Origin of the sequence: Exiguobacterium sp. TNDT2, from assembly GCF_003331145.1 — a bacterium.
GTDB lineage: Bacteria > Bacillota > Bacilli > Exiguobacteriales > Exiguobacteriaceae > Exiguobacterium.
On the sequence record NZ_QLVE01000054.1, the window covers coordinates 1 to 2,065 of the forward strand.

General features: G+C 44.3%; 1 protein-coding gene and 2 tRNA genes. All 3 read left to right on the plus strand.

The window, feature by feature from the left end; all coding sequences use genetic code 11:
* The first annotated feature begins 53 nt into the window (after positions 1–53).
* Positions 54–127: transfer RNA gene (locus DPV68_RS14395), tRNA-Cys, on the plus strand.
* Positions 128–136: 9 nt separating this feature from the next.
* A tRNA-Leu gene (locus tag DPV68_RS14400) sits at positions 137–217 on the plus strand.
* Positions 218–775: 558 nt separating this feature from the next.
* Positions 776–1,795, plus strand: a complete 1,020-nt coding sequence (gene desA, locus DPV68_RS14405) for a Delta(5) desaturase DesA (RefSeq protein WP_114167460.1) — start codon at positions 776–778, stop codon at positions 1,793–1,795.
* The last annotated feature ends 270 nt before the right edge of the window (positions 1,796–2,065 follow it).

Below are 2,065 nucleotides of genomic sequence, written 5' to 3' on the forward strand. Positions count from 1 at the left end.
TTGCCAAGGTCGGGGTCGCGGGTTCGAATCCCGTCTTCCGCTCCATTCAATTTGGCGCCATAGCCAAGTGGTAAGGCAGAGGACTGCAACTCCTCTATCGTCGGTTCGATTCCGACTGGCGCCTCCAACATAATATGCCGGTGTGGCGGAATTGGTAGACGCGCACGACTCAAAATCGTGTTCCTCTGGAGTGTCGGTTCGACTCCGACCACCGGTATCCGTAGATCCTAGCTGAGGCTAGGGTCTTTTTTGTGTTATATGTAATTTGTAAAAGGTTAAGCCAAAATGAAATTCATTGCCTTTGCTAAAGTAAAAGGGAAGAATCATCAATGAGATGACTCTTCGTATGACGTCAACGCTATTTCATCAAATGTGTCTAAGTAATGAGGCTCGAAATTATTCAGAATAAAGAGTTCTTCTTCGTTCTCGGTCGCCAATCCGTCCGAACACCTCTACTTGCTTGGAGGAAGCTCTTGTTCCTTTTTCGCATGAGAAAAATCACCTCGCGAGCAGTGATTGAATATCGTTTTTTCCTCTCCGGACATCATAGAAAATTGCAGTGATTGTTATTGCAAAGGAAAGAATAATTACTTCAAATACTAATCGTGAGTGAACGATTTATTATATTTGATGTGGTATAATTACCTGGTAATAATATTTTATGACAAATTGATTCTTATGGCGATGGATGCCGTCGTCAATTTCATAGTGTATTTGGTTTCATATTTCATTTTGTAGTCGTCAGCGCTGTATATAATTGAGGAGGAAGTTGTACATGAGTAAAGAAAAAATCGCCCAGCTCCGGAAACACGTCTCACCGTTTGAAAAGGCCGACGCGAAGAAGAGCGTCCGGCAGATGATCAACACGATCCTGCCGTTTCTTGCCGCCTGGATCCTTGCCTATCAGGCGCTCCAAATTTCGGTCTTCGTGGCCATCCCACTCGCCATCGTGGCAGCTGGTTTCGTCGTCCGGATGTTTATCATTTTCCACGACTGCACACACGGTTCATTTTTCAAGAATAAGAAGTCGAACGCCATCGTCGGGACAATCATGGGTATCTTGACGTTATTCCCGTATGAGAAGTGGAAACGAGAGCATTCGATTCACCACGCCTCGAGTGGAAATTTGGATAAACGGGGAGTCGGTGATATTTGGGTCATGACAATCGAAGAGTACGTCGCAGCTTCGAAATGGACACGTCTCCAATATCGTCTGTATCGTAACCCGCTCGTCATGTTCGGTCTCGGTCCATTGTTCTTGATTCTCATTACGAGCCGTTTTAACCGGAAAGACGCTCGTAAAAAAGAACGGAACAACACGTATCTCATCAACCTGTCGCTCGTTGTACTCTATGCGCTCGTTATCGCGCTCGTCGGATGGAAAGCGTTCTTGATTGTCCAAGGAACGACGATGTTCACAGCAGGCGTCCTCGGGATTTGGTTGTTCTACGTCCAACATACGTTCGAAGACTCGTATTTTGAGGACGAGAGCGAGTGGGACTATGTGAAAGCTGCAATTGAAGGAAGCTCGTACTACGAGTTGCCGAAAGTGTTGCAGTGGGTAACAGGAAACATTGGTTTCCACCACGTGCATCACTTGAGCCCACGCGTACCGAACTATAACCTTGAACAAGCTCATACGTCGACACCGCCGTTACAAAAGGCTACGACAATCGGACTATTTTCTAGTTTGAAGTCGCTGCGCTATAAGCTTTATGATGCTAAAAACAAGACGTTCGTCACGTTCCGAGATATTAAACATTTGCTTCGGGAACCAAAGACATCGTCATTGTAATAGAACTTCCTGCCGACAGAGTCGGCAGGATATTTTTATACCGCGACGTTTATCTTATAGTGAGATATGATTTGAAGAAGAGAGATAAGGGAATTATATGTATTCATATACCATTAAGTATGGATTTCATAAGCTATCAAATAAATTTCTTCAAAAGTATTGACTTCCTAAAAGTATAGATGTATATTGATTGTAGTCGCTTTTACAGCCGACACATTTGAACCATGCGGGTGTAGTTTAATGGTAAAACCTCAGCCTTCCAAGCTGATG

Excerpts from the sequence above, each read along its gene's own strand:
- desA (WP_114167460.1), top strand. The coding sequence starts at position 776 with ATGAGTAAAGAAAAAATCGCCCAGCTCCGGAAACACGTCTCACCGTTT.